Genomic DNA, 20,515 nt, shown 5'->3' with positions numbered 1-20,515 from the left:
CATATTGCCGTCATAGAAAATAGTTAATTGTCGCTATGGGGGCAATAGTCCTCAAATGCGTCAAAAATTTGTCTATAATTTTAACTAACCTGTTCTTCTTTCTAAATGATGAAGAAAAGTGACTTAATTTGTTATTTTATAGAATGGGTTAGGATAATTTTGTTTTTATGGCCCGCAAATCTTGCCATGCGAGGGCTTTTTGTCTGGGTGTGTTCAAAAGCATATGCGGTGCAAAGGTCGCGATCGTTGGAATAGATTCGCCGTTTGGTGGCGTATATTCCATCCATTTTCCTCTCTGTCGTAACAGGCTGGCGTCTGGATCTACTAGGCCTCTCAGCGTGCTTTCCCCCATAAGGACAAGTACTTTGGGCGATATAAGCTCTATTTGGCGGTCGATAAAAGGTTTGCAACAGGCCAGATCATTAACTGTCGGTTTTTTGTCCCCGGGGGGGCGCCAAAAAACACAAGAGCTAAGATAGACTTCCTCTATTTTGAGGTGAATAGCCGTAAGCATGTTTTCGAGCAGTTTGCGATTTGATCCGGCGACAGTTTTCCCTTCCCGATCTTCATCTGCCCGGGGGGCACCCATAACAATCATTAAATCGGCTTGGGATGGGGCAGGGTCAAAAACAGTGTTGATAGCTGTTTTCTTGAGTGCACAACCATCAAAGGATGCAAGTGCTGTTGCTAATTCAGAGATACTTTTTGCGTTGCCCGCCAGATTTTGCGCTTCACCCAAGGTTTTTTGAAAAGACTGCAGTACGCGTTTTGCTGCTGCGACTTTCGGAGGCGTTGGAGCCGCCGCCTTGGCGCCGGGTTTTACAGTTTGGGGCGGTGTCGACGCTTTCTGGGCAACTTGACTTTGTTTCTGGCTGAGTTGATAGCTGTCAATTGCGATATCGCCAATAGCTTCATCAACCCCGGCATCCAATTGCCATGTCAAAGCAGCTAATAATTCGTCACGCGTCCAGTCTTCAGCGGTCATGGTCTCTGTTAAATGTCCCGGTTTTTGCTTGGTGCCCAGCATACATCTTGTGCAAACTAATTTTTATGTAAAGCAAAGTTCAGTATTGATCCATTGATGTTTGCAAAATAGGGCACTTTTCTTTTTTATTTGTTTGCGAATTCTTCATAGCATTATAGGGGGCTGTTATGTGCTTTGGCGTGGGTCTAGGGATTTTTGCAAATCCTTTTCGTGGTTTTTGATTGTTCTGTGTCGTTATTGTTAAATTGCTGCAGCGCGAAAATATCTATAAATTGATCCTGAAAACTGTGTGCGAGTGATGTTCGTCGCAAAGATAATAAAAAAAATGTGGCCATTTGTGGATTTTTGTTGAATCATGTGGCTCGTTGTAATTTGAGGGGAAGCGGCGGGATAAGCTGCAAAGCTCACGGCTCGAATTGGAGAGAGGGCTATGGAACGCGAATTTATGGAATACGACGTTGTTATTGTTGGGGCAGGACCTGCTGGTTTGTCTGCCGCAATTAAATTGCGTCAATTGTCTGCTGAACAGGGAAAAGAAGTTTCAGTCTGTGTTTTGGAAAAGGGCTCAGAAGTTGGGGCGCATATTTTCTCGGGTGCTGTTTTTGAACCCAGGGCACTAGATGAACTGATTCCGGATTGGAAAGAAAAAGGTGCGCCGCTTAATGCGCCTGTTTCTGACGAAAAGTTTATGCTTCTTAGTAAAAAGGGATCTGTGAACCTCCCTGTCGCTTTGCTTCCGAGCCAAATGCACAATGATGGTAACTATGTTATTTCTTTGGGCAATCTATGTCGCTGGCTTGGTGAGCGCGCCGAGGAGCTGGGGGTTGAAATTTATCCTGGCTTTGCTGCCGCAGAAGTTGTCTATCATGAAGACGGCCGTGTAAAAGGCGTTGCGACTGGTGATATGGGCATCAGTAAAGATGGTGAGCAAAAAGATTCGTATATGCCGGGTATGGAACTTCACGGCAAATACACCTTCTTTGCCGAAGGGTGCCGTGGTTCCCTTAGCAAAGGTTTGATGGAAAAGTTTAATCTAAGAGAAAACTGTGATCCGCAGACCTACGGTATTGGCATGAAGGAGCTCTGGGAACTGGATCCGGCGAAGCACAAGCCCGGAACAGTTGTTCATACCGCCGGATGGCCTATGAAAAGCGATACTTGGGGTGGCTCGTTCATCTATCACCTTGAAAATGGACAAGCCTATGTCGGTTATGTGGTCGGTTTGGATTACGAAAACCCGCATTTGTTCCCGTTTGGTGAGTTTCAGCGTTTCAAAATGCACCCAGCTATTGCCGAGATGCTTGAGGGTGGAAAACGAATTTCATATGGCGCACGTGCTTTGAATGAAGGTGGCTTGCAATCGGTGCCGGATCTTGCTTTCCCCGGCGGGGCCTTGATCGGTTGTTCTGCTGGTTTCCTGAATGTTGCCAAGATCAAGGGAAGTCATAATGCCATGAAGACAGGCATGCTTGCTGCGGAAGCTGCGTTTGACGCCGTGACTGCTGGTGAGGAAACGCCGCCTGTACTTTCTGCTTACCCGGACGCATACAAGAAGTCTTGGGTATATGAAGAGCTATATGCATCCCGTAACTTCCGACCTGCCTTTAGCAAGTTTGGCCTATGGGGATCGATGCTTTATTCCGGTGTTGATCTCAAGGTTTTTGGTGGCAAGCTACCATGGACATTCAGCCATAAACACTATGATCACGAATGTCTGAAGCCTGCGGCTGATATGCCCAAAATTGACTATCCGAAGCCAGATGGAAAACTTTCATTTGATCGGCTTTCGTCGGTCTTTATTTCAGGAACAAACCACGAAGAAGATCAGCCTGTGCATCTGACGCTGAAAGATGCTTCAGTGCCAATTTCGCATAATTTGGCAATTTATGATGCTCCAGAGCAAAGATTCTGTCCGGCTGGTGTCTATGAAATTGTTCGGGATGATGATGGTAATAACCCGCAGTTACAGATCAATGCGCAAAACTGTGTGCATTGTAAAACCTGTGACATCAAAGATCCGACCCAAAATATTAATTGGGTAACACCAGAAGGTGCCGGTGGGCCGAACTATCCAAATATGTAGGCACTTGCTGAGTATGTAGATAGTAAAAATGTGCCGGATTCCTCTCGGTAAACATTTTTTAAACCCACGCAAAACTGACCGCTTTTATAGATAAGGCGGTCAGTTTTTTTATCCAGTCACTTTATATTGTGCAGCAGATACTTGGCGTTGAGCATTTAGGGGGGTAGACTGCTGTCATTTCTTGTCTGGCGAAGAGGAGGATGATTTGCCTCGCCATGGCTCTATGTTCGTAAAACAATATTTACAACGCTTTATTTTCTCTGCGGGAACGGCGCTCATTCTCGGCGCTTGTACAGCGGCTCAAAGTGATTCCGAAAGTAAGCAAAGCTCTGCTGATCTTGGAATGGAAACGCCTTTTGTCCGGGCCAGTAACTCTCCCTCGGGGTCTTATCTTGCCGGGATTGTCGCAGGCCATAATCGTGATTATGAGATTGCAACGGAACTTATGCTTCATGCATTAGAGGCCTCGCCAGATGATCCTCGGCTTCTTGCGCGTTCTTTTTTGCTGACGGCAAGTACAGGGCGAAACGACGAAGCACTAGAGTTGGCAAAACGGCTACTCGATATTTCTCCGCAACAATCTATCGCACATCTCGTTCTGGTGATTGATGCTGTAGAGCGTGAAGATTGGGATGAAGTCAGGGAAAGAATCGACGCAACTCCAGATGTCGGCGTTAATACAATTCTGGAGCCGATGTTCACGGCTTGGACTGATCTTGCGCAAAATGATCTGGATAAGGCTCTGGAGAACCTTGAACCGCTTTCCAAAAAAGAAGGATTTCAATCTCTCTATGGGATACAGGTTGCTCTGCTGAAAGATTTGGGGGGGCGTCCTGATGCTGCCCGTAAGGACTATTTATCCTTGCTAGAAACTTCAGAACAGCCAACGCTTCGGCAAGTAAATATTGTTGCTGATTTTTTAAGCAGACAAGGTGATAAAGAAGCTGCCCGGGGATTGATTACAACGTATCTGGAACAAGATCCGGAAAATGCGATTGCTAATCATGCGTTATCTCGTCTGGATTCAGATGAAAATTTACCGCGGATCATTTCTAAGCCGGGGGATGCCTTCGCCGAAATCCTTTTTGGATTTGCCAGCTTGCATGCGCAGGAAAAAGCCTATGATACCGGATTGATTTATGCCAACCAGGCATTGAAACTACGGCCTGATTATGAAGAAGCTAAAATCCTTGTGGGCGAAATTATGCAAACACAAGGGCGTAGCCGCGCGGCGATTGAGCTTTATAAAACCATCCCGCTGGATTCACCCTATGCCTGGACGATTGGTCTGAGAATTGCGGATGAATTAGATGCTCTGGGGCATGAAAAAGAAATGCTTGAAACCTTGGCGCAACTGGAAGAGTTGCGGCCTGAACGTTTTGAAACCCATTTGCGAAAGGGTGATATGTTCCGCGGTGCTGAACGTTTTGCCGAAGCAGCCGATGCCTATGATGAAGCGATTAAGCGGATTGATGAAAATAACAGCCGTTACTGGGCCTTGTTTTATTATCGTGGAATTGCTTTTGAACGCCAGAAAAAATGGCCCAAAGCAGAAGCTGATTTCTTGAAAGCTTTGGAATTGTCACCCGACCAACCGCATGTGTTGAATTATCTTGCCTATTCTTGGGTTGAGTTAAAAAAGAACCTGGAACAAGCCGAGAAAATGTTGATTAAGGCGGTCGAACTTCGCCCTGATGATGGCTATGTCGTGGACAGTCTGGGTTGGGTATACTATCGCCTTGGAAAGTTTGATGAGGCCGTTAAGTATCTGGAAAAAGCGATCGAACTGAAGGCAGAGGACCCGGTAATTAATGATCATCTTGGGGATGCCTATTGGCAGGTTGGGCGTAAACATGAGGCCAGGTTCCAATGGCGACGTGCGCTTAGCTTTGAGCCAGAAGAAGAACAGGTTGAGCTGATTCGGTCCAAGATCGATAAAGGCATTGTCGCTGATAATTCTGGCAGTTGACGGGATAGATCTGGTTCGATGGGACAGATTATCGAATTCGCCCCTGCAAAGATAAATTTATCTTTGCAGGTAACGGGGCGACGGGATGACGGTTATCATCTTCTTAAAAGCTTGGTGGTATTTGCGAGCGTCGGGGATCGGGTTTTTCTGGAACCTTCTTCGGATTTTTCCCTTAAGGTCACAGGTCCTTTTGGTGCGTTCTTGAGCAAGAACGATAATCAGGAAGATAATCTTGTCATCAAAACCGGTCGAAAATTGCAAAAATTTTTAGGAACCGATCAGGGCGCAACTATTACATTAGAGAAAAATTTGCCAGTCGCATCAGGTATTGGGGGCGGGTCATCAGACGCTGCGGCAGCCCTGAGAGGATTGATGCGGCTCTGGCATGAAGTCCCCCAGAATATATCTGGCTTGCGTGATTTGGCTTTGGAAGTTGGGGCGGACGTTCCTGTTTGTCTGGAAAGTGCTTGTTCCTGGATGGAAGGCGTCGGGGAAGTCGTGGAGTCCGGCCCCGGCTTGCCAGATCTATATGGCGTGCTCATAAATCCAGGATATCCCGTATCGACCCCTGAGATATTTAAAGAGCTAAAGGGTGGGTTTTCACAAGTCATATCGGAACGCCGACGCGAATTGAGTATGTCCGATTTGTTAAGTTACTTGAATGCCAGTGGTAATGATTTGACTAAACCAGCTTCACGGTTAGCGCCTGTTATTCTTGATTGTATCAATGCATTAAGGGCCAACACAGGGTGCCTTTTTGCGGGGATGTCGGGTAGTGGAGCGACTTGTTTCGGTCTTTATGAAACATTCGATGCAGCGAAAAAGGCGTCGGGCGAGATCGCAAATGCCCGTAAAGAATGGTGGGTTCAACCCGTAACCCTGTATTAGAAAACAGGTGTATAAAAAGCGATGCTCTTTATTGTTGAGCATCGCCATATCTTGTTAGGGTAAGTCTAGTTATTACTCAGCATTTCATCGACAGCTTTGAGCTCTGCCAGTAGGTCAGGTGTCGGTTTACCATCGACTTGTAGTCCCGAAATTTCTTGAAACAAGCTGATCGCTGCGACGGCTTCGTGATCAATGTCGCCGTCAATCCGGCCGGGGTCAAAATTCAAACTTGCGAGCAATCCCTCGATTTCTTTCAACTGTTCAACACGCATTCCGTAAGGAGAGCTGGCATTTGGATTAGGTTCATCCGTTGCCTGCGTCGCAGATTGCTGAGGTTCATTCTCGCTTTTTGTCAGAAGGGAATCCTTGCCCACAAGAAATACGGCGAGTACGCCTAAGAAAAGTACAGCAGCGACCGTTATCATTTTAGATAGTGAATACCCCTTTTTGGGACGTGAAATGGCGTCTTTGGGGGGGGCTGCCGGGGATTTGGTTTTCTCTTTGCTCTCATTCAGACGATTTTCGGGCTTCGCTGTTTTAGCCTCCTTGTCTGCTTTCTTCCCTTGGGGCGCTTTTTTCGTATCATCGCCTACAGGCTCAGATTTACTTTTGTCCAAAACCTTTTTTGTCTTTGCCGTGACGGTCTTGGCAACTGGCCCTGTTTTTTTGCTTTCCCCAGTGCTTTTATCTTTCGCAAGCTTTTCATCAGATGATGATGTCGGAGCTGCGCTTGCTTTACTGACCACTTTTTTCGGTGCAGCTTTTTTTGCTGCGGCCTTTTTTGTTGTGGTTGAAGTGCTTTTTTCTTCAGGTTTCGCCTTGGCAGAAGACTTCTTTGCGGCAGTTTTTCGCGTCGTCGGCTGGCGGGATTTGCGGCTGGTTGGCTTTTCGTCTTCAGACTTAAGCTTGTCGTCGCTCATCAATTCCAGTTCCCTGTGTTTTATATATTCGGTGTTTTAGAGCAAGAATTGCTCTAGGTGGGTGCCTTTAAATGGCGTGTTTTGTTTGATTACCACTCATTATTTATACAAGGATAATCAATATCTGGGTAAGGGGTAAAGCATTCTGGTTTAAAAGAGGTAAATATCCTTGAAGAATGCTAAAAAAAATAATTAAAAAAATGTGATAAAAATTACTTTTAAGCCATTGACTTCCTCGGAAGTAACGCTATTTTCTCTCCCACATCTGATGGGACGTCGCCAAGTGGTAAGGCACCGCTTTTTGGTAGCGGCATTCGCAGGTTCGAATCCTGCCGTCCCAGCCAAAGAGAACCCCATGACATTGTTATGGGGTTTTTTCTTTTTAAATTCTTGGAAGCGGTCATGGCGGTCTTTTCGCTCATTCGCGAAGAGTCTATCACCAAGAGTCTGTTTATTTTTCCTAACTGTGTTAGTCTTTTCGAAAAAATATTTTAATAAATAATTCAAAGCCAGTATTCCAGATAGTGATGCCTAAAGCTGCTTTTGGGGGCTTGGCTTAAAAAAAAACAGGGATAGTTCGCCATGTCTGCAGAATTTCGAGTCGTTCCCTTCGAAGGTTTACCCGATTATACAGAGGATGAACGACAACAACGTTCGCGTGATTTTTACAGCTTAATGCAGAGGCGCCGAACAATTCGCGATTTTTCTTCGGCGCCCGTTGATCGATCAATCATTGAAAATGCGATACGTACGGCTGGACTGGCGCCTTCGGGGGCAAACAAACAGCCATGGCATTTTGCCGTTGTAAGTAACCCTGATGTCAAAACGAAAATTAGACAGGCGGCTGAGATTGAAGAGGAAGAGTTTTATGCGGGTAAAGCCGGAGAGGCATGGCTAAAAGACCTTCTTCCCTTAGGGACCGATCCCCAAAAACCGTTTTTGGAAATTGCCCCGTATCTGATCGTCGTTTTTCAGCAAAACTATGACATTGATCTCAATACTGGCGAGAAAATCAAACATTACTACATACAGGAATCCGTTGGACTGGCGTGTGGGTTTTTGATTACAGCACTGCACAACGCTGGGTTGGCAACTTTGACACACACGCCAAGTCCTATGGGGTTCTTGAGAGATTTATTGGGACGACCCAAGCATGAAAAGCCGGTTATGATTATTGTCACGGGGCATCCCTCTGATTCTGCATCTGTCCCTCAAGAGGCTTTAAACAAAAAAGATCTGGATGTTATCTCTACCTGGTTTGAATAGTTTGTCCGCTGATCGTTTACGCGGCCTGTTCTTGTTTTATCTTATTCCTGATATCGGATAGGCTGGTAATCTGGTTACCGTCACCTGTGAAGTTGTCTGGGGCAAGCCAACGGGAAAATGCCTGTTCCATGACAGGCCATTCTGTATCAAGGATTGAAAACCAGGCCGTGTCTCTGTTTCGCCCCTTAACGATGCCCGCTTGCCTGAAGGTGCCTTCATAGGAAAAGCCGAGACGTTTTGCAGCCTCTTTTGAGCCTTCGTTTAGTGCGTTGCACTTCCATTCATACCGCCGATAGCCGAGTTCGACAAAAATATAACGCATCATCAGGTACATAGCTTCGCTGGCAATTATTGTTTTCTGTAATGCCGGCGAAAAGTTTATGTGTCCGACCTCTATAGAACCCGCAACGGGGGTTATTCGAAGGTAACTTGCGACACCAAGAGCTTTTTGAGTTTTCTTATCAATCACGGCATAAAAAAGTGGATCTGTTTTTGCGGCCATCTCTTCTACCCATCTTTGGTAGCTTTCGAATTTGGCAAAAGGCCCATAGGGAAGGTATGTCCAGATCTCCCCTTCTTTGCTTTCTGAGTTGGCGTTAAAGAGATCCTGAGCATGGCAGTGTGGGTTTAATTTTTCAAGTTTGCAATACTGCCCATCCAGTTCGAGTGCTGTGGGGTGGCTTGGCTCTGTCCAATTGGTGACGATTGGACCAATTGGCTGCCCAAGAGAGTTTGTACACATATTTATTCTATCCGTGTGGTGAGTGTGTGCACAGTTAGTCACAAAACGGGTCCAGTTCGTAGAGCCATTTTGTTGATATTGATGGGGCCGATTTTAAAAGGTTTAGCCTCTGGCATTCTCTTCCAGGTTTTTGTGGCTCTATGATTGTCTGGGATTGTTCGGCGCAGCGTGCTTTACTATACACGAATGAATATTTTTTTATGAATAGGACAAGATCATTGGCAGATAAAATTGATTTCAGTACCTGGTGGCACGAAGACCCCGGCGCAATAGGCTTTACACATGCAATGAAAATGGAACTTCTGCACAGTGAACAGAGCCAGTTTCAAAAGATTGAAATTTATGATCACAAGGATTTTGGGCGTATTCTTGTCTTGGACGATCTGATACAGGCATCAGAAGCCGATGAATTTATTTATCATGAAATGGCAGTTCATGTTCCTGTGCTTGGTCGAAAGCGAAAGAACTTGCGTGCGTTGATCGTTGGTGGCGGGGACGGTGGTCTTTTGAGAGAGCTGTTGGTTCATAACAACATTGAAAAGGTTGTTATGGCAGAAATTGATCGTCGCGTTATTGAGCTTAGTAACGAATACCTTGCTATCAATGGTGATTATAATGATCCGCGCGTTGAATTGATTTGTGACGACGCTGCGCGTTATGTCATTGAAGCATTGGATAGAAAAGAACAGTTTGATCTTATCTTTATGGATATAACTGAACCCGTTGGTCCCTCTGCCAGCTTATTTACCGAAGAATTTTTGGATAATCTGGTCGCTATTCTGAAAGATGACGGGGTCTGTATTGATTCTGACAGTATCTTTATTGGTAAAGACCGGATCAGGTTTTTACAGGAAGCTTCCAGTGAAGAAGATCATAGTCTTTTAGAGATTATGCGCAGCGGTCGGTTTTTCCCGCATTTAGATGTCTATCGTTCTATTGTGCCTATGTATCCCGGGGCAGAGTTTGGGTTTTTCCTGTATAGCAAGGATGGTTTTAATTATTCTGATCCTTATACTGAACATGATGGAAAGCACTATAATGCGGCGGTTCACAAAGCTGCTTTTGCATTACCAAACTGGTGGAAGAACGAGCTTGGGTTTGGCAAAGGAAAATAATTTAGCGGCTTGATGAGGGCTGCTCATCTTTGCCCCGTGGACGTTGAGGTGACACTTATTAATGGAAGTTCTAGATGGAAATTTATGTAGATGGTGATGCTTGTCCGGTAAAGGATGAGGTCGTCAAGGTTGCTGAACGCCATAATCTGAAAGTGCACATGGTAAGCAATACCTGGCTCAGATACGGTCGACACCCTTTGGTCACATCTGTGGTCGTACCGGAAGAACCAGATGCCGCCGATATCTGGATTGCTGAAAATATTAAACAGGGGGATATTGCCATAACTGCCGATATCCCTTTGGCATCTAGATGTGTTGCCGAAGGAGCAAAGGTTTTGGACCCCAAAGGTAAAATTTTTACCGAAGATGCAATGGGGATGACGCTGGCAGTCAGAGACTTAATGACCAATTTACGAGAGAGCGGTGAGGTGAAAAGCTACTCGCCTGCATTTACGAAACAGGATAGATCTCGGTTTTTGTCTTCTTTGGATCAGCTTATCCATAAAAAGCAATAACTATGGCAGTGACGTATCGATTGTACATTATTTCCTAAAAACATCATGCCGAAACATCATGTCGATGATCCCTAGAATTTTGACACCTGGTATTTCCTGGAAAATATTATTGCTTTGGTTAAGTGGGTTGAGCATTGGCGTCGCTGCTGTCTATGGGGCCGGGTACTGGGTTGGAATTTTGACGGCGCGGGATTTATCGTTGGTCGGTCAGGAAAGGTTATCTTTATACCAGGGAACATTGCGGTCTGCCTTGGAAAAGCACCGCTACCTCCCTTTCGTTCTTTCCCGAGATGAAGGAATTAAAAACTTACTGAGTGTAGAGGATGGACGAGAAGGTGTTGTTACCTCAGTTAATCGTGTTTTAAGTGCGACAAACCAAAAAGCTGAGTCTGATGTTCTCTATGTTTTGAATAGTGAAGGCACAACACTTGCTGCGTCTAACTGGATGGAAGAACGATCCTTTGTTGGACATAACTATGCTTTTCGCCCCTATTATAAGGATGCAATCGAAGGGCGAGAGGCAGGTTTTTTTGCAGTGGGCGCAACAACGGGTGTGCCTGGTTATTTCATGTCTCATGCCGTTCAAGACAAGTCCGGAGTTAAGGGTGTAATCGTTGCCAAGGTCGATATGAGACCGCTGCAAAAGCAGTGGCACAACGGTGGTGAACATGTTTTTGTGACTGATAATAACGGGGTTATCTTTCTATCCAGCCGGGATGAATGGCGATATCGAACTATTCTGCCCATTCGCGATCAGGCTATGACACGGATAAGAAGTGATCGCCAGTTTGGTGGTGCGGATCTTTTGCCGCTTAATCTCCGGTTTCACAATCTGTTTGGGCGAAGCGTTTTTGAAATTGATGGGACGAAATATCTTTCTTTGACGAGGGATTCTGTAAAACCAGGATGGGTTATGCACTTTTTAATCCCGCTTAAGCTTGTCGAAGAAAAACAACAGACGGCTTGGGTTATTGGTGCTGTCTTGTTGATATTGTTTGTTCTTGGTGGGCTCTTCCTACGCGAGCGTCGACAAAAGTTACGTTCAGCCCAACGGGCACGTCAGGCTGGCAGGTTCCAGGCTATTAACAAAAAGCTGCAGCTGGAAATTGATGAACGAAAGCGTACGGAAACGCAGTTATTGAAGACGCAGGAAGACTTGGTCCAAACGGGGAAACTTGCTGCATTGGGGCAGATGTCGACCGCGATAGCGCATGAGATAAATCAGCCAATGGCAGCGATCCGAACTTTTGTTGCCAGTGCGCGCTTGCTTTTAGCTAAGGGAAAAAAAGAAAGTGTGAAAGAGTCTTTGACCGAAATATCGTCACTGACCGAGCGCATGAGTAATATCACTGGTGAGTTAAACAGCTTTGCGCAAAAAGCCTCTGTTGAGTATGAGGCTGTTGATTTGAGAGCAGCTCTGCAAAATGCGATAAACCTGATGGAAACGGTTTGGAAACCGGACGAGATCAAACTCGATTTTCAGGATTTAGGTACCCCTGTTTTTGTGAAGGGCGATCTGATTCGGTTAGAACAGGTTTTTGTTAACTTGCTTCGTAATGCCGTGGATGCGATGGACAAACAAAGTGAAAAGAAGATCTTTGTTTGTCTTCGTCAGATTGATCATTGCGCGATTGTTATTGTTGAAGATAGTGGTCCGGGTATTAATCCCCAAAATTTAGATCAGATATTTGACCCCTTTTTCACGACTAAAGAAGTTGGTGAAGGTGTCGGTTTGGGATTATCAATCAGCTATGGAATCATCAAAGACTTTGGTGGGAATATTCGTGTTGAAAACGCGGCGAAATCAGGTGCCCGATTTGTTATTGAATTCGAAGCTGTATTGAATCGCGATGTTTAGATGAACATGCGCGGAAAGTTGCCGATCATGGATTTGGATATCGGCGAAAACTCGCTTTAAACTTTGTTGTGATCTTTTAATATTGTTTGTTTTCAGTGTGTTGGTGCTGTCGCTGAATGGCATGTTTTTTGCCAAATATGTCGCTATAAGTTTTCTTTCTACGCTACTTGTTTTGAAAACCCCTAAAAAGGATGCTGGTTTTGTTTCGGGGAAATGAGTAACGTAGAGCCTGATACACTCAAACACGTAATATGTACGAAAATAATAAATGTCTTAGGGAGGCTCTTATGAAAATGATGAAAGCAATCAAAGGTGTTGCTGCTGCTGCGACAATTTGCAGTGCTCTTTCGGCTGGTGCAGTGGCTCAGGCTGCTGAAGCTCGTGATTATCTTTTGGCAACTGCAAGTACTGGCGGGACGTATTATCCGGTTGGTGTTGCGATTTCTACTCTGGTGAAAGTTAAGCTGCAGCCAAAACAAAAAATTGGTCTCTCTGCTATTAACTCTGCTGGTTCCGGCGAAAACGTAAAGCTACTGCGCGAAGATGAGGCTCAATTCGCTATTCTTCAAGGACTGTATGGTTATTACGCGTGGAACGGTAAAGGTCCTGTCGAAAAAGATGGCCCACAAACAAAGATGCGTTCCGTATCAATGCTATGGCAGAATGTGGAACAGTTTACGGTGTTGTCTGAGTATGCAAAAACAGGAACAGTTTCTGATTTGGCTGATATGAAGGGGCAGAGCATGGCCCTGGGTAAAAAGAACTCTGGAACGATTGGTTCCAATACGGTTCTTTTGAAAAACCTTGGTATTGATGCTGAAGCTGACTACAGCTTGGTTCATGTGGGTTATGGTCCGTCTGCTGATGCGTTGCAAAATGGTCAAGTTGCGGGAATGGGAACTCCATCAGGTACGCCGACTGGCGCGGTAACCAAAGCGATGGCCGCTATGGGTGATAAAATCACTCTGTTGAACTTTACGGCCGAACAAGCAAAGCAGGCTGATGGCGGATTTGGTCTTTGGACACCTTTCACAATTGCGGCTGGTACCTATCCTGGTCAGACAAAAGATGTGACGACCATTGCTCAGCCAAACTTCCTTGCTGTGCGTGATGATGTGGATGAAGATGCTGTATACCAGATCACAAAAACGATCTATGAGAATCTTCCTTTCCTTAACGCTATTCACAAAGCAACAAAAGCAATGAGCACAGATGCTGCGCTGGCCGGCTTGCCTGTGCCTCTGCATCCTGGTGCTGCTAAGTACTACAAGGAAATTGGCATTGATATTCCCGCAAACCTAATTGCGAAATAATCAGTCGAAATTGTAATATTTCAATGTTTTATCGGGCGCTCGACATGTCGGGCGCCCGTCTTACTTAGTACGCTTTTCTTTCGGGGAAATCATGTCACAAGAAACAAACGCACCAGAAGTTGAGTTGGGCGAGCACGAAGCAATTGTCCGCGGTGAAGACGGGTGGATAGGAAAAGTCGTTTTCGGTTTGGGCGTCCTTATCTCCCTGATGCACATCTATTTTAATGTCTTTGCCGTGATACCGGGGCTTTGGCAAAATGCACTGCACTTTGCTGGTTTTGTTCTTATGGGGGCTTTGATTTACCCCATGTTTGGAAGGGGAAAGAGCAAGGGGCTTCTTGTTTTTGATCTGTCTTTGGGGATCTTGGGGGCGTTCGCTGCGCTTTATATGATTTCTATGGAAGATACAATCTATGAGCGTGGTGTTCGACTGGATACGCCAGAATGGATCTTTGGGACTTTAGCAATTCTTGTCGCCATTGAATTTACCCGTCGTACGACAGGATGGATAATTCCGATACTGATTGTGTTGGCGCTCACTTACATTGGTTGGTGGGGCGCACTGATTGACGGCGTGTTCAAATTCAAAGGCCTAAGCACGGAAACTATTCTGTTCAGAAGTGTTTATGGCGATGATGGATTGTTTGGAAATATAGCGCGTATCTCTTCTACTTTTGTCTTTATGTTTATCCTCTTTGGTGCTTTTCTAGTGCGTTCTGGCGCAGGTGAATTCATTATTGACCTGGCCCGTGTGGTCGCTGGGCGCACCGTGGGGGGACCTGGCCTGGTGGCGGTATTTGCCTCTGGTCTGACGGGGACAATTTCAGGTTCGGCTGTGGCAAATACAGCATCGACTGGTGTGATTACCATTCCTTTGATGAAAAAAGCGGGCTTTCCTGCCCGGTTCGCAGGTGGCGTTGAAGCCGCTGCGTCAACGGGAGGTCAGCTAATGCCACCTATTATGGGGGCGGGCGCCTTTGTTATGGCAAGTTACACGCAGATCCCCTACACCACCATTATTGCCGTGTCTTTCTTACCAGCCATTCTTTACTTTGCGACGGTTGCGTTCTTTGTACGGATGGAAGCCAAACGCAGTAATGTACATGTGGTCGAAGTCGAAACGGAAAGTGCGTTCGAGGTTCTCAAGAGGGGCGGATTGCCGTTTCTGGTCCCGATTACTGTTCTGATTGGCTTGTTGATCTATGGCTTTACCCCAACCTATGCAGCTGGTTTTTCGATCATTGGGGTCGTGGTTGCCTCGTGGTTGACACCAAATAAGATGGGCCTGCGTGCAATCCTTGATGCTTTGGCCCTAGGGGCGCGAAACATGGTCATGACGGGGATCTTGCTGTGTGCTGTTGGTTTGATCGTTAATGTGATTGCCACGGCGGGCATTGGGAATACCTTTTCGCTGATGATTACTAACTGGGCGGGGGATAGTCTGATCATCGCCATGGTGCTTATTGGACTTGCATCATTGGTGTTGGGTATGGGGCTGCCTGTTACCGCGTCTTATATTGTGTTGGGAACACTTTCGGCCCCGGCGCTTTATTCGCTTATTGCTGATGGTCTGCTTGTTGAGGCCATTGCGGCAGGTAATTTGGCTGATGATGCCAAGGCAATCTTTATGTTGGCGGCTCCTGAAAGGCTAGCCGAAATTGGCTTGCCAATGTCTGCAGAGGCGGCAAAGGAAATTCTGGCATTGGTGCCACCGGATATGGCGGATACGTTGCGTCAAATGGTGTTGGATCAAGATACCCAAATCTATGCGCTGTTATCAGCACATATGATTATTTTCTGGTTGTCACAGGACAGTAATGTGACCCCACCGGTTTGTTTGACGGCCTTTACAGCCGCGGCAATTGCTAAAACACCACCGATGGCAACAGGATTGCAGTCCTGGAAAGTTGCCAAAGGTCTCTACATTGTACCGCTGCTTTTTGCTTATACACCATTCTTGGGTGGCGAATGGCACGAAGTTCTCTCGATCTTTGGCTTCTCTCTGGTTGGTCTTTATGCCTTTACCGGGGCGTTGCAAGGATATCTGGAAGAGAAGTTGAGCTGGCTGGAACGTGCTGTGGTGTTTGCACTTGGTGCCGGATTACTGTGGCCTTTGGGGTGGCAGATTCATCTTGCTGTCTTGGCTGTTTTTGTTCTCTTTTTCTTGTGGAATAAAAAAAGCGGCGGTGTTGTTAAAGTGTAGTCTGGATATAAGCAAGCTATACATAATGCAAAGATGTGAAAGGCCGGTATTGATGTCAGTATCAATACTGGCCTTTTTTGTATCGTGTGCTTAGCTGGATTTGGATATTTTACTGTTTGGTACTGTGCATGATTATATCCATTTGCTCTGTGGCAATTGCGAGGCCGCCTTCGTGGTGATACCAAACAATCCGTCCATCTTGATCCAGATCCTGTCCGATAAAGAGTGCTTCGGTCAGCTTCTGGAGTCTTTGTACCTGGGGAGCAACAGATTCCGGGGTTTTGCCAGTTAGAATTTCTTTCGAAAGCTCGATTGCTTCTTCTCCGCGGCGCGTTGTGTTCCGTCCAACGGAGGCAACCATGATTCCTGAGACGCGAATAATATCACTTGCGTCTTCTGAATCTGAAGCCAGCTCTGCATGTGCTGCGACACCTTCAGCTGCTTTTATCAAGCCATAACCAAGTCCGGGACCCTTTGATTCCTCTGTAGGATCTAGGGCGTGTAAAACGTGACGTGTATGGAGGTGCATAGAGGCAAGGTCAGTCAGGTCCGATGCTGCGAAGCCAGCATGCGTTCTGGCTATTTCGGCTTCTGCTGTGGCAACTGGTAATAACCCTCTTTCTTCAGGTGTGTCTGCCCAATGGGTCATAACGTGACCTACGTGCTTCAAGGCCTCGTTTGCTGTCGCCGTCAGGCTGACTGTGCCTGACAGGGTAAGGGCGGTTATAAACATAATTGAGGATAGCGGGCGGGTCCGAGACATTATCTGATCCATCTGTTCAAAGACTGTTTATGTCATTCCATTAACCTATAATAACCATCTGTAATGACGAGCAAAGAATACTCAATTTATTGTGAGCTATTTCTGGTTAGTTCCTACTGACACAATGCTGTCAGTAGCGGTGTTTTATAAGAAAAGAAGAAAATAAAATTCTCACATTAGACAGGATAGTTATGGAGCCATTTAAAGAAGTCTTTAATCATAAATCTATTTCTAAAATGGCTGAACATATAAGTGCTCGGCAGGATAACTTTGACCAAGATGGATTTATTGCCTATGCAACTAAAGATCTGAGCACATTAGAGTTAAAGCAGCGATCAGAACGTATTACAGAGGCATTGTATAAATTTTTACCAGACGATTTTTGCCGTGCTGCTGAAATCTTGCAGGCAATTTTGCACCCGGACGAGAATATTTCGATCAGTGATCAGGGAACATCTGATAAGGGGGTGTCAGGCTGGCTGGTTATGCCGATGTGTGACTATGTGGCATTCTTCGGGAAAGATCATTTTCATATGTCTATGGAATTGCTGAAGGAGATGACCAAACGATCAAGCTCGGAATTTGCGATTAGACATTTTTTTCTGTCTGCGCCAAAGGAGACAATGGCAACCGTTCTGAAATGGGCCGATGATGAAAATTACCATGTGCGTCGATTAGCTTCTGAAGGTTCGCGGCCTCGTTTACCTTGGTCAATGCAGTTACCTGATTTTATCAACGATCCTGCACCTCTGGTTCCTCTTTTGGAAAAGCTGCGGGATGATCCAGAAGAGTATGTACGGCGCTCTGTAGCGAATAGTCTTAATGATATTGCAAAGGATCATCCGGATCTGGTTGCCGATATTGCAAAGAAGTGGATGAAAGGGGCATCTAAGGAGCGACAAAAGCTAATACGGCATGCGTGTCGGACGCTTATCAAATCAGGGCACAAGAAGTGTTTAGAGGCTTTGGGCTATAAAGACGCCCAAATTGAGTTGACTGATTTTAATATACTGACTCCGTCTGTAACTTACGGTGAGGGGGTGGAATTCGAAGTAACAATGAATTCTGTCGGCAAGGTTGATCAGGCGTTAATTCTGGATTTTGTTATTCATCATCGCAAGGCCAATGGTGATACATCGCCGAAAGTCTTTAAGTGGAAAACCTTTAGTTTAGCTGTGGGCGAAGAACATACAATTCGCAAGCGTCATAACATCAAACCTATAACCACGCGCAAGTACTATCCTGGAATTCATAGAGTTGAAATTATTGTCAATGGAACGTCGTTTGGGATTAAGGATTTTGAATTGATTATGGAGGTTGCTTGCGCCTAGACACACACTGTGGTTCGTAAAAGCCGAGCTTGTTCGAAGCTCGGCTTTTGTATCATTTAACCAGACTGTGGTTTTGTGTTTTTAATGGTTGCTATGATCATCTGTCTTTTTCATGGCGCCACCTTTTTCGATGTGAACCATAATGTCGACGTTTCCTGCTTTTTCGAAAGTAAGTGTAAGTGGGAACATTTCACCTTCTTTTAAAGGTGCTTCAAGACCCATTAACATGATGTGAAAGCTGCCAGGTTTTAGTTCTACCATTGATTGGGCTGCAACAGGAATACCACCTTCTACTTCGCGCATTTTCATAACGCCATCGACCATTGTGTGAGAATGCAGTTCAATGCGTTTGGCCGCAGATCCAGTGGCTGCAACCAGTTTGTCATCTTCTGCGCCCATATTGTGAAGGGTTAGGAATGACGCACCGTTTTTCATTTGACCAAGAGTAGCGCGGGCCCATGGCTGTTTAATCATAATATCGCCTGCTTTATAGTCTTTTGCGACGGCTAGGCCAGAGAAAGTCAAAGCGAGAAGGGCTGTTAGGGTAACGAGAAATTTTTTCATGATGACCTCATGTTATTTTCAAGCGTGAATGGCTTGAGAGTAGAGAAAATATAAGTGAAATTTTTCTTGGAATTCTTGATTAGGCGCGAGGAGGCGCTCTTGAAGAATGACGATGGTCGTCAAAAGGCAGCTTCGCCTGTTTTGATTTTATGACCTGCCAAGATAGCGGGCTTAGTGTCAATGAGGCTGATGTCAGTTTATCAGTATTTCGTTGAAGTGAATAAAAAGCACAGGTCAAGCAATGGTCACAGTGATCCATTTGTGTGGTTGGTCCTGAGCCTGAGCCATTATCCAGATTTTTGTCTAAGCCGTTTGGTGTGCAAATAAAGCTGAGAGCTTCCTGTAGAGTAGGATTAATGTCATTCGCAGAATCGTCAGGGGTGGCAGCAGTTGCCTGAACGGAAATAAAGAAGCTTGCAAATATGGGCAGAAGTAGCTTGAGGCAAAGCGCAAGGACGGAAAGCATGGCAATGCTTTGTTTGTCTTGTTTCGATGTTTGTCCAATCTGCCGGGGCATACTGCGCTCAAGTACCTTAAAGTTCGCTCATTGGGTTGAGCATCTTCAAGATTGATCCTTACCTTCTGGGGAGAGTCTTGGCAAGTTGTTCACCCTCTAGAACCTCTATAGAAGACATTTTTGCGCTTATTTGTCGCAGAGACTGGGTGCCATAGGTGTTACCTTGAAGGGATGAGACTTTGTACCAAGCATAGGCCTTGATAAGATCAATCTGAGAACCGCGCCCTTTTTCATAAAATCGCCCTAGATTCCGTTGAGCAATGGGATGCCCTTGCATGGCAGCTTTGGTATACCAATAGGCCGCGGTGTCATAGTCGACAGGACGGCCCAGACCATTTTTAAAGATTGCTGCCAGACTGTTTTGTGCTGCAGGATCCCCGGCCTTAGCAGCTTTTTCTAACCAATAAACGGCGAGATCAAAGTCCTGATTAACGCCGATCCCATCCGTATAATACAGTCCGATAAAACTCTGGGCTTCGACTTGGCCTTGTTTTGCTGCTTTCAAATACCAAAAGGCTGATTGCCTGTAGTCTAAGTTGCCATTTATGCCTTCGCGATATATGTGCCCCATATAGAGCTGTGCCGTTGCATCCCCGCTTTGGGCCGATTCTTGAAACTCGGATAGGGCGGTTTGCTTATCACCGTTCTCGTAAGCCTGAAGACCGAGCGATGTCTCGGCAAAAGATTGAGTTGAGATAAATAGAAAGAAAGCGGAAGCAAAGACGCGTATCATTAGATCTCTGACTGTTAAGAGGTTAAAAATGATCAGATACAATCACGGAGCGTAATCGCAAGGAAGCTTACAGGAAAAAATCAGATTCCGGTATGCTTAAACTGCTTTGAATTTATTGATTAGGATAGGGTGTTTTAAACGTCAGGTGCAATAATCAGGATATGATCATTGTCGTGATACAATGTCATGCCATTTGCAAATTGACTATATGTCAGTCCACCAACATCTGTGCCTGAAGCTGTAATATGTGAATCTTCTACGACACCCGTTTCGATCAAGGGGGTATCTGCTTCAATTTTGAGCGGCTCATCACGCGCAAACAAAACAACCTCTCCTGCATCATCAGGAAGAAGGTCGCCTAGCTGCAAAACGAGTTCATCGTCATTTTCAAAAAAATCGCTCATACCTTAGTTTTATTCCTTTATGAATGCTGATGCAACGATTTTTTCTAGTGATTCCAGTGACTTTTCTGTGGCGAGGGTGAAATTAACCATATTCAGCTGTGGATTGATGATTGTGATTTGAAGATTTTTTTCTTTTTCAGGTTAAAAAACAATCTAATTATTTGAAAAAACTTAGATTTATTTAATTTGCTTATGATTTGATCGAAGAATTCTCTTTGCCAGCTTTGTAACTTTCTCTTATAAGCACTGGAAATCAAAACTGGTCATATAAAAGCCCCAGCACGACAGACCCGAAAAATCGGGAAATTAAATATAAAATAATGACCATGAATTCGAAGGCATGAAC

Annotated in this window: 18 protein-coding genes and 1 tRNA gene; 11 read left to right on the top strand and 8 right to left on the bottom strand. The window is 45.4% G+C overall.

Going from position 1 to position 20,515, the window contains the following annotated elements:
• Positions 1-148: 148 nt before the first annotated feature.
• Positions 149-1,027 (bottom strand): uracil-DNA glycosylase, encoded by an 879-nt coding sequence (locus tag WH95_RS04690; RefSeq protein ID WP_052741806.1) that lies wholly within the window; start codon positions 1,025-1,027, stop codon positions 149-151.
• 388 nt (positions 1,028-1,415) lie between these two features.
• Between WH95_RS04690 and WH95_RS04685 the strand changes: the two genes are divergently transcribed.
• From WH95_RS04685 to WH95_RS04675, 3 genes are all read left to right on the top strand, one after another.
• Positions 1,416-3,068 (top strand): electron transfer flavoprotein-ubiquinone oxidoreductase, encoded by a 1,653-nt coding sequence (locus tag WH95_RS04685; protein WP_046503687.1) that lies wholly within the window; start codon positions 1,416-1,418, stop codon positions 3,066-3,068.
• A gap of 205 nt (positions 3,069-3,273) precedes the next feature.
• Complete coding sequence (locus WH95_RS04680) at positions 3,274-5,037, top strand: tetratricopeptide repeat protein (protein WP_157845893.1); 1,764 nt, start codon at positions 3,274-3,276, stop codon at positions 5,035-5,037.
• An 18-nt stretch (positions 5,038-5,055) separates the two neighbouring features.
• Positions 5,056-5,925 carry a 4-(cytidine 5'-diphospho)-2-C-methyl-D-erythritol kinase gene (locus WH95_RS04675; protein WP_046503684.1) on the top strand — a complete coding sequence of 290 codons (870 nt, stop codon included), beginning with the start codon at positions 5,056-5,058 and terminating at the stop codon, positions 5,923-5,925.
• A 65-nt stretch (positions 5,926-5,990) separates the two neighbouring features.
• On the opposite strand, the gene WH95_RS04670 is transcribed toward WH95_RS04675, so the two are convergent.
• On the bottom strand, positions 5,991-6,845 hold the full coding sequence (locus tag WH95_RS04670) for a peptidoglycan-binding domain-containing protein (RefSeq protein ID WP_046503682.1): 855 nt from the start codon (positions 6,843-6,845) through the stop codon (positions 5,991-5,993).
• A 269-nt stretch (positions 6,846-7,114) separates the two neighbouring features.
• Here WH95_RS04670 and WH95_RS04665 point away from each other — a divergent pair.
• Together WH95_RS04665 and WH95_RS04660 are read left to right on the top strand one after the other, a co-directional pair.
• Positions 7,115-7,189: transfer RNA gene (locus WH95_RS04665), tRNA-Gln, on the top strand.
• A 238-nt stretch (positions 7,190-7,427) separates the two neighbouring features.
• A complete protein-coding gene (locus WH95_RS04660; protein ID WP_046503679.1) occupies positions 7,428-8,111 on the top strand; it encodes a nitroreductase family protein in 684 nt (227 codons plus the stop codon).
• Positions 8,112-8,127: 16 nt separating this feature from the next.
• On the opposite strand, the gene WH95_RS04655 is transcribed toward WH95_RS04660, so the two are convergent.
• A complete protein-coding gene (locus WH95_RS04655; RefSeq protein ID WP_046503677.1) occupies positions 8,128-8,853 on the bottom strand; it encodes a GNAT family N-acetyltransferase in 726 nt (241 codons plus the stop codon).
• A gap of 218 nt (positions 8,854-9,071) precedes the next feature.
• Here WH95_RS04655 and WH95_RS04650 point away from each other — a divergent pair, with 218 nt between their 5' ends.
• The 5 genes from WH95_RS04650 to WH95_RS04630 all read left to right on the top strand — a co-directional run bounded on the left by WH95_RS04650 (position 9,072) and on the right by WH95_RS04630 (position 15,857).
• Positions 9,072-9,968 carry a fused MFS/spermidine synthase gene (locus tag WH95_RS04650; protein ID WP_162199378.1) on the top strand — a complete coding sequence of 299 codons (897 nt, stop codon included), beginning with the start codon at positions 9,072-9,074 and terminating at the stop codon, positions 9,966-9,968.
• Between the two features lie 74 nt (positions 9,969-10,042).
• A complete protein-coding gene (locus WH95_RS04645) occupies positions 10,043-10,483 on the top strand; it encodes a YaiI/YqxD family protein (protein ID WP_046503674.1) in 441 nt (146 codons plus the stop codon).
• Between the two features lie 58 nt (positions 10,484-10,541).
• Entirely contained in the window at positions 10,542-12,341 is a 1,800-nt protein-coding gene (locus WH95_RS04640) for a sensor histidine kinase (RefSeq protein ID WP_218044440.1), read from the top strand.
• A gap of 287 nt (positions 12,342-12,628) precedes the next feature.
• On the top strand, positions 12,629-13,654 hold the full coding sequence (locus tag WH95_RS04635) for a TAXI family TRAP transporter solute-binding subunit (RefSeq protein WP_046503672.1): 1,026 nt from the start codon (positions 12,629-12,631) through the stop codon (positions 13,652-13,654).
• A gap of 91 nt (positions 13,655-13,745) precedes the next feature.
• On the top strand, positions 13,746-15,857 hold the full coding sequence (locus WH95_RS04630; protein WP_046503668.1) for a TRAP transporter permease: 2,112 nt from the start codon (positions 13,746-13,748) through the stop codon (positions 15,855-15,857).
• Positions 15,858-15,966: 109 nt separating this feature from the next.
• On the opposite strand, the gene WH95_RS04625 is transcribed toward WH95_RS04630, so the two are convergent.
• Positions 15,967-16,620 (bottom strand): hypothetical protein, encoded by a 654-nt coding sequence (locus WH95_RS04625; RefSeq protein WP_157845891.1) that lies wholly within the window; start codon positions 16,618-16,620, stop codon positions 15,967-15,969.
• 191 nt (positions 16,621-16,811) lie between these two features.
• On the opposite strand from WH95_RS04625, the gene WH95_RS04620 reads away from it, so the two are divergent.
• Complete coding sequence (locus tag WH95_RS04620) at positions 16,812-17,951, top strand: DNA alkylation repair protein (RefSeq protein ID WP_046503662.1); 1,140 nt, start codon at positions 16,812-16,814, stop codon at positions 17,949-17,951.
• 81 nt (positions 17,952-18,032) lie between these two features.
• On the opposite strand, the gene WH95_RS04615 is transcribed toward WH95_RS04620, so the two are convergent.
• From WH95_RS04615 to WH95_RS04600, 4 genes are all read right to left on the bottom strand, one after another.
• Positions 18,033-18,515 carry a copper chaperone PCu(A)C gene (locus WH95_RS04615; protein ID WP_046503660.1) on the bottom strand — a complete coding sequence of 161 codons (483 nt, stop codon included), beginning with the start codon at positions 18,513-18,515 and terminating at the stop codon, positions 18,033-18,035.
• A gap of 79 nt (positions 18,516-18,594) precedes the next feature.
• On the bottom strand, positions 18,595-19,032 hold the full coding sequence (locus WH95_RS04610) for a hypothetical protein (protein WP_046503657.1): 438 nt from the start codon (positions 19,030-19,032) through the stop codon (positions 18,595-18,597).
• A gap of 58 nt (positions 19,033-19,090) precedes the next feature.
• On the bottom strand, positions 19,091-19,765 hold the full coding sequence (locus tag WH95_RS04605; protein WP_052741802.1) for a tetratricopeptide repeat protein: 675 nt from the start codon (positions 19,763-19,765) through the stop codon (positions 19,091-19,093).
• Positions 19,766-19,899: 134 nt separating this feature from the next.
• Positions 19,900-20,169, bottom strand: a complete 270-nt coding sequence (locus WH95_RS04600) for a hypothetical protein (RefSeq protein ID WP_046503653.1) — start codon at positions 20,167-20,169, stop codon at positions 19,900-19,902.
• Between the last annotated feature and the right edge of the window lie 346 nt (positions 20,170-20,515).

The organism is Kiloniella litopenaei, from assembly GCF_000982415.1.
GTDB lineage: Bacteria > Pseudomonadota > Alphaproteobacteria > Kiloniellales > Kiloniellaceae > Kiloniella > Kiloniella litopenaei.
This window is presented reverse-complemented; position numbering and strand designations above follow the sequence as displayed.

Bases quoted from the DNA above. Each gene is read 5' to 3' on its own strand.
- WH95_RS04690 (WP_052741806.1), bottom strand. From the start codon at position 1,027: ATGCTGGGCACCAAGCAAAAACCGGGACATTTAACAGAGACCATGACC.
- WH95_RS04685 (WP_046503687.1), top strand. From the start codon at position 1,416: ATGGAACGCGAATTTATGGAATACGACGTTGTTATTGTTGGGGCAGGA.
- WH95_RS04675 (WP_046503684.1), top strand. From the start codon at position 5,056: ATGGGACAGATTATCGAATTCGCCCCTGCAAAGATAAATTTATCTTTG.
- WH95_RS04670 (WP_046503682.1), bottom strand. From the start codon at position 6,845: ATGAGCGACGACAAGCTTAAGTCTGAAGACGAAAAGCCAACCAGCCGC.
- WH95_RS04660 (WP_046503679.1), top strand. From the start codon at position 7,428: ATGTCTGCAGAATTTCGAGTCGTTCCCTTCGAAGGTTTACCCGATTAT.
- WH95_RS04655 (WP_046503677.1), bottom strand. From the start codon at position 8,853: ATGTGTACAAACTCTCTTGGGCAGCCAATTGGTCCAATCGTCACCAAT.
- WH95_RS04645 (WP_046503674.1), top strand. From the start codon at position 10,043: ATGGAAATTTATGTAGATGGTGATGCTTGTCCGGTAAAGGATGAGGTC.
- WH95_RS04640 (WP_218044440.1), top strand. From the start codon at position 10,542: ATGTCGATGATCCCTAGAATTTTGACACCTGGTATTTCCTGGAAAATA.
- WH95_RS04635 (WP_046503672.1), top strand. From the start codon at position 12,629: ATGAAAATGATGAAAGCAATCAAAGGTGTTGCTGCTGCTGCGACAATT.
- WH95_RS04630 (WP_046503668.1), top strand. From the start codon at position 13,746: ATGTCACAAGAAACAAACGCACCAGAAGTTGAGTTGGGCGAGCACGAA.
- WH95_RS04625 (WP_157845891.1), bottom strand. From the start codon at position 16,620: ATGTCTCGGACCCGCCCGCTATCCTCAATTATGTTTATAACCGCCCTT.
- WH95_RS04620 (WP_046503662.1), top strand. From the start codon at position 16,812: ATGGAGCCATTTAAAGAAGTCTTTAATCATAAATCTATTTCTAAAATG.
- WH95_RS04615 (WP_046503660.1), bottom strand. From the start codon at position 18,515: ATGAAAAAATTTCTCGTTACCCTAACAGCCCTTCTCGCTTTGACTTTC.
- WH95_RS04610 (WP_046503657.1), bottom strand. From the start codon at position 19,032: ATGCCCCGGCAGATTGGACAAACATCGAAACAAGACAAACAAAGCATT.
- WH95_RS04605 (WP_052741802.1), bottom strand. From the start codon at position 19,765: ATGATACGCGTCTTTGCTTCCGCTTTCTTTCTATTTATCTCAACTCAA.
- WH95_RS04600 (WP_046503653.1), bottom strand. From the start codon at position 20,169: ATGAGCGATTTTTTTGAAAATGACGATGAACTCGTTTTGCAGCTAGGC.